5 protein-coding genes and 1 pseudogene are annotated in these 5,476 nt (G+C 69.0%); all 6 read right to left on the reverse strand.

Going from position 1 to position 5,476, the window contains the following annotated elements; translation table 11 throughout:
- Positions 1–194, reverse strand: a pseudogene (locus FKP22_RS19725) (MFS transporter); the annotation flags it as partial.
- Positions 191–748 carry a chalcone isomerase family protein gene (locus tag FKP22_RS19730; RefSeq protein ID WP_141289411.1) on the reverse strand — a complete coding sequence of 186 codons (558 nt, stop codon included), beginning with the start codon at positions 746–748 and terminating at the stop codon, positions 191–193. The gene FKP22_RS19730 and the pseudogene FKP22_RS19725, both read right to left, overlap by 4 nt.
- A gap of 11 nt (positions 749–759) precedes the next feature.
- Positions 760–2,007 (reverse strand): SAM-dependent methyltransferase, encoded by a 1,248-nt coding sequence (locus tag FKP22_RS19735; protein ID WP_141289412.1) that lies wholly within the window; start codon positions 2,005–2,007, stop codon positions 760–762.
- On the reverse strand, positions 2,004–2,924 hold the full coding sequence (locus FKP22_RS19740; RefSeq protein ID WP_141289413.1) for a DUF1365 domain-containing protein: 921 nt from the start codon (positions 2,922–2,924) through the stop codon (positions 2,004–2,006). The genes FKP22_RS19735 and FKP22_RS19740 overlap by 4 nt, the downstream gene beginning before the upstream one ends.
- 7 nt (positions 2,925–2,931) lie before the next feature.
- Positions 2,932–4,254: an NAD(P)/FAD-dependent oxidoreductase gene (locus FKP22_RS19745; protein ID WP_141289414.1), complete on the reverse strand. Its 1,323-nt coding sequence runs from the start codon at positions 4,252–4,254 to the stop codon at positions 2,932–2,934.
- A gap of 495 nt (positions 4,255–4,749) precedes the next feature.
- Positions 4,750–5,418, reverse strand: a complete 669-nt coding sequence (locus FKP22_RS19750) for a glutathione S-transferase (RefSeq protein WP_141289415.1) — start codon at positions 5,416–5,418, stop codon at positions 4,750–4,752.
- Positions 5,419–5,476: the final 58 nt, after the last annotated feature.

The following is a 5,476-nucleotide window of genomic DNA, read 5'->3' on the forward strand; positions in this document are numbered from 1 at the left end:
GCGTCCCCGGCACGTGCCAGCAGCAGCACTGCGCCCAGGCTTGCCAGCGGCACGCCGAAACTGCGTGCGTAGTGCTCGGGCAGCACCACGTAGAGCGGCAGGGCCACGAAGGCCAGCGGCAGGCCCAACCCGCCATAGGCCAGGCCGGCGCGCCAGCCGGACAGCGGCGGGGTGGCGGCTGCGGTAGTGATCACGGCGCGCGGCCCAGCAACTGCTGGCGCAGCGTAGGCTCCGAAGTCGCTTCCGACAGCCAGATGCCGAAGAAGCGGTTGGCAAATGCCGCGTCGCGCAGCTCACCGACCGCGCGGCCGTTGACGTAGAAGCGCGCCGCCTGGCTGGGTTCGAGCACGCCGGTGATGCGGTCGCCCGGCTTCACGTCGGGAAAGAGTTCCTTCATGCGCGCCAGCCAGGCCGTGCCCTGGGCAGCGCTGAAGCCGCCCTGGCGCTGCATCTCGTCCAGAGAGCGCTCGGCGATCTTCGCGCCGTCCAGCCCGTGGGCATAGCGAATCTCCAGTGCCAGCGGCTTGCCGGTCCAGTCGCTGGCGCTGACCGGTGTTGCCGCCCACAAGGCAATCTCGTAGATGGCGATGCCCAAGAACCGCATGCGGCCCAGGCCCTGGGCTCGCGCGGCTTCGCCCAGCGCCTCGCGCACTTCTGCCGGTGGGGGGCTGGCGGGCGTGGCAGCCTGTGCCCACAGGGGCAAGGTCAGCAGCGCGGCAAGCAGGTGACGGCGAAGGCGTTGGACCATGGCCGTCGGCCTCAGTCGCGCTGCAGCGTGAACTGCATGACGTCGGTGTTGCCGCTCTCGAAGGCCGCCTCGCAGTAGGCAAGGTAAAAGTCCCACAGGCGCAGGAAACGGTCGTCGTAGCCCTGGCGGCGCACGGCTTCCTCCTGGGCCAGGAAGGCGGCGCGCCAGCGGCGCAGCGTCTCGGCATAGTCCGGGCCGAAAGCCATTTCGTCGACCACCCTGAGCCCCGCCTGCGCCGCCTGTTCGCGGAAGGCCGTGGGGCTGGGCAGCATGCCGCCGGGGAAGACGTATTGCTGGATGAAATCGGTGCCGCCGGCGTAGCGCTCGAACAGCTCGTCACGCAGCGTGATGGACTGGACGCAGGCCCGGCCGCCGGCCTTGAGCTTGGCATGCACACCGCGGAAGAACTGTGGCCAGTAGGCCTGGCCCACGGCTTCGAACATCTCGATCGAGACCACCGCGTCGAAGCCGCTTTCCGGCACGTCGCGGTAGTCCTGCAGGCGCAGCTTGGCCAGGCCGTCCAGCCCCTGGCGGGCCAGCCGCGCTTGCGCAAAAGCCAGCTGCTCGGTGGACAGCGTCACGCCGGTCAGTTCCAGACCGCGCTGCGCAGCAGCCTCGGCCACAGCCCCCCAGCCGCAGCCGATTTCCAGCACGCGCTGGCCCGGCCGCAGCCCACAGGCGTCCAGCGCGCGGCCAAGCTTGGCGCGCTGCGCCTGGTCCAGCGGCTGCTGCAGGTCGCCGTCAAACCAGGCGCTGGAGTAGTTCATGGTTTCGTCCAGCCAGAGCCGGTAGAAATCATTGCCCAGGTCGTAATGCGCCTCGATGTTGCGGCGGCTGCCTTCGCGCGAATTGCGGTTCAGCGCATGGCGCACGCGGTGCAGCAGGCTGCCCCACCAGCTGCCGTAGACAGCGCGTTCGAGCTGCTCGCGGTTGGCCATCAACAGGCGCAGCAGGGCCGGCAGGTCGGGCGAGCTCCACTCTCCGGCCATGTAGGCCTCGCCAAAGCCCACGTCGCCAGACTTCAGCACCGCGGCAAAGACGCGCCAGTCGTGCAGCCGCAGCACCGCGCCGGGCGCGTCGCGCGGGCCGAAGTGCAGCTGCTCGCCGTCGGGCGTGTGCAGCGTCAGGTTGCCGTGGCCAAGGCCTTGCAGCAGCCGCAGCACCTGGCGTGCGGCAAACGGCGGCCTGGCCTTTTGTGCGCGCTTGGTGGCGCTTGCATGTTGGGCAGACGAGGCGGTGGGCGCAGTGGACACATTCATGGGCGGGCACCAGGGTCAGGCCAGGGGGCGCCGCGCGAGGCAACGGCCGCGGGCGCTTCGGGTTTGCGGAAAAACGGCACGCGCTTGCGCCACAGCAGCAAGGCTTGCCAGTGGATGCGTGCGGTGACGCCCAGCGTCAACAGCGGCATGCGGCAGAAGACGGCCAGCAGCGCGGCGCGCGTGAGCGGCTGCAGCGCGCCACTCACGCTGGTTCGCAGCAGCAGGCCATCGGCGTCGTCGTGTTCGATGCGCACGACGGTGCGCGGCTGGGCTGCCGGTCGCGGGCCGAGGTCGTTGCGCAGGAAGCGGAAGCGGTAGCCGCCGGTGACCTCGCAGAACGGCGAGACGTGCAGCTGCTTGCGCGCCTGCAGCTCACGGCCCCAGGGCAAGGTGTCGCAAGGAAACGCAGGGCCGCCCCAAGTTTCCTTGACCCCCTCGGGGGGCGGGCTGGGCGCAGCCCGGCCCTGGGGGCGCTCACAAGGCTCGCCGTGCAGCACGTAGCAATGTCGCTCGCCAAAGGTGTTGTGAACCTCTGCGACCACGGCCACCAGCGCGCCGCCCGCACTGTGCGCGTACCAGAAGCTCACTGGCTTGAAGGCATAGCCCAGCACGCGCGGCAGGCAGTGCAGCCAGACCTCACCGTCCGCTTGGGCCAGCAGGCCTTCGCGCGCCAGCAAGCCCTCGACCCAGGCCAGGCTGTCGGCCCCGCCGTCGCCATGGTCGCGGTCATGGAAGGCGATCAGGCCGAAGCGGTTGCGGGGCAAGGCGGTGCAGGGCTGGCGGCGCAGCGTGCGCATCGGCAGCAGCAGGAAGAAGCTGGGGTAGGCAAAACCATGGGCGACCGGCCGCAGCCGCTGGTGCCGCACCTCGCCAATGCCCAGCAGGGCTTGTGAGTCGGGAAGCTTGGCGGTCGACATGCGGCTTTCAGGCGCTCAGCGGCCAGGACTGGGCGCCCTGCGTGGCTGCCAGCGCGCGGGCCACGGCCAGGCCGGACTGCAGGCCGTCTTCATGGAAGCCGTAGCGTGTCCAGGCACCGCAGAACCAGACGTGGCTGGCGCCCTGGATGCGCGGCAAGGCCTGCTGGGCCGCCACCGCGGCCTGGTCGAACACCGGGTGTGCATGGTCGAACTCGCTATGCACGGTGGCCGGGTGCGGCTCGCGCACCGGGTTCAGCGAAACGATCACCGGCGCTTGCCAGGGCAGCGGCTGAAGCCGGTTCAGCAGGTAGTGCAGGCAGACGTGGCTGCGTTCCTGGTCCTGCCCCGCGGCACGTTCGTAGTTCCAGGCGGCCCAGGCGAGCTTGCGGCGCGGCAGCAGCGAGGCGTCGGTGTGCAGCACTGCGCGGTTGGCGTGGTAGCGGATGGCGCCCAGCAACTGGCGTTCGTCGCCGTTGGCGTCTGGCAGCAGCGCCAGCGCCTGGTCGCTGTGGCAGGCCAGCACGACTTCGTCGAAGCGCTCGCTGTGGGCCGTGCCGTCTGCGCGCAGGCCATCCAGCATCACGCCGCCCAGGCCGGAGCCGGGGGGCAGCCGGCGCACCGCCTGCACCGTGTGGCCGGTGCGCACATCGGCCAGCTGCGCGCGCAGCTTGTCCACATAGACCCGGGAGCCGCCGCGCACCGTGTACCACTGCGGCCGGTCCTGCACCTGCAGCAGGCCGTGGTTGTGGCAGAAGCGGATCAGCGTGCCGACCGGGAACTGCAGCATCTGCTCGACCGGGCAGGACCAGATGCAGGCCACCATCGGCAGCAGGTAGTCGAGCCGGAAGCGCTCACCGAAGCGATGCACCGCCAGGAATTCGGCAATCGGCATGGCCAGCGCCGCATCGTCACCGGATTGGGCCAGCGCGGTGCAAAGGCGGTTGAAGCGCAGCAGGTCGGCAAGCATGCCCCAGAACGCCGGAGAGACCAGGTTGCGGCGCTGGGCGAACACGGTGTTGAGCGAGCTGCCGCTCCATTCCAGCCCGGCGGACTGGACCGAAAACGACATCTCCGCCGCTGCGGTTGGCACCTGCAGCGCCTCGAACAGCGCGATCAGGCCCGGGTAGGTGCGCTCGTTGTAGACCAGGAAGCCGGTGTCCACGCCGTGGCGCACGCCGTTCAGCGCCAGGTCCACGGTGTGGGCGTGGCCGCCGCAGCGGGCTTCGGCTTCAAACAGCGTGACCCGGCTTTGGGGCAATTCACGTTGCAGCTGCCAGGCCGCACACAGACCGGAGACGCCGGCGCCGACGACGGCGATGCGGGCGCTCACGAACGACTCCTGCACACAAGGCGCAAGGCGGAAGACGGGGTGTGTGGTCGAGCCGGGAGCCGGGACACCGCGCTTGCGGGCCAGGGGGGCTCGGGTGGGGAGAAGAAGGAAGCCGCGCAGCGCCCGGGAGCGCAACAGGGAGGGAGGGAGGAGGAGAGGCCCTCCCGGGTGACAGCCAGATCAACTGACAGGCTGCGCGGCTTTAAGAAGACAGCCCCAGGTGTTGCCAGCCTGAGACCGGGGTAGGCACCGAAGTGCCAAAACCCAACCCACGTCTGTCTGACAGGCCCGTGTTCGGTTGGTTCCATCTTTTTTCACCCCGGAGTTGTAACAAATGACGCGGTGCAGCGAACCCGCCCAGGCGGACCCGGCGGCATAAAACTGACTGGTTCAATTTTGATACTGATCAGTTCAATTTGTCTACTGATAAGTATTGCCGGCGGTAGGGGCGAAAAAAAGCCGGGCGTACCCGGCTTTGGCAGCGCTTCGGAAAACTCAGGCCGGCTTGCTGCCCTTCAGTGCGGCCAGCTGCGACTCCTGCTCGGCCACGCGGTCGGCCGTGACCCGCTGCGCGCTGGGCCGCTGGCCGACCAGCTGCACATAGGCTTTCCAGTTGACGCCGCCGGCAGCCAGCAGGTCTTCGCCCAGCACCAGCTTGGTGGACAGCGCCACCAGGGGCAGCGAGACAAAGGCGGCGCAGTCCGCCGTGGTGAACTGTTCGCCGGCCACGTAAGGCGCGAACTTCGCCAGGCGCTGGAAGGCTGCGATGTTGCGCACCAGCAGCTTGCGCAGCCGTGCCTGGTTGCCTTCGCTGACGGTGCCACCGAAAAACGCCTGCGGGTACAGCTCGCGCGCCACCAGTTCCAGGTGCAGGTCGATGAAGGTCGTCAGCTCGCGGACCTTGGCCTGGCCCCAGGCATCGGCCGGCGCGAGGGCCGGCTGAGGGTAGGTGGCTTCGAGGTATTCGACGATGGTCTGGCTCTCGCAGAGGTTGCCCTGCGCGGTGCGGATGAACGGCACCTTGCCCAGCGGCGAGCAGCTCAGCACGTCTTCCCCCTTGGCGCCCATGACCCGTTCCTCGACGAACGGGATCTGCTTTTCCAGCAGCACCATCTTGACCTTGTTGTAGTAGTTCGAAAGTGCGAAGCCGCAGAGCGTGATCACGGGGTGTCTCCTGATGTTGTGGGCGAAAGCGCCAGTCTAGTCAGCCCGCGGGGCGGGC

This window comes from Ideonella azotifigens, assembly GCF_006519715.1.
In the GTDB taxonomy this organism is placed as follows: domain Bacteria; phylum Pseudomonadota; class Gammaproteobacteria; order Burkholderiales; family Burkholderiaceae_C; genus Ideonella; species Ideonella azotifigens.

Bases quoted from the DNA above. Each gene is read 5' to 3' on its own strand.
- FKP22_RS19740 (WP_141289413.1), bottom strand. From the start codon at position 2,924: ATGTCGACCGCCAAGCTTCCCGACTCACAAGCCCTGCTGGGCATTGGC.
- FKP22_RS19730 (WP_141289411.1), bottom strand. From the start codon at position 748: ATGGTCCAACGCCTTCGCCGTCACCTGCTTGCCGCGCTGCTGACCTTG.
- FKP22_RS19735 (WP_141289412.1), bottom strand. From the start codon at position 2,007: ATGAATGTGTCCACTGCGCCCACCGCCTCGTCTGCCCAACATGCAAGC.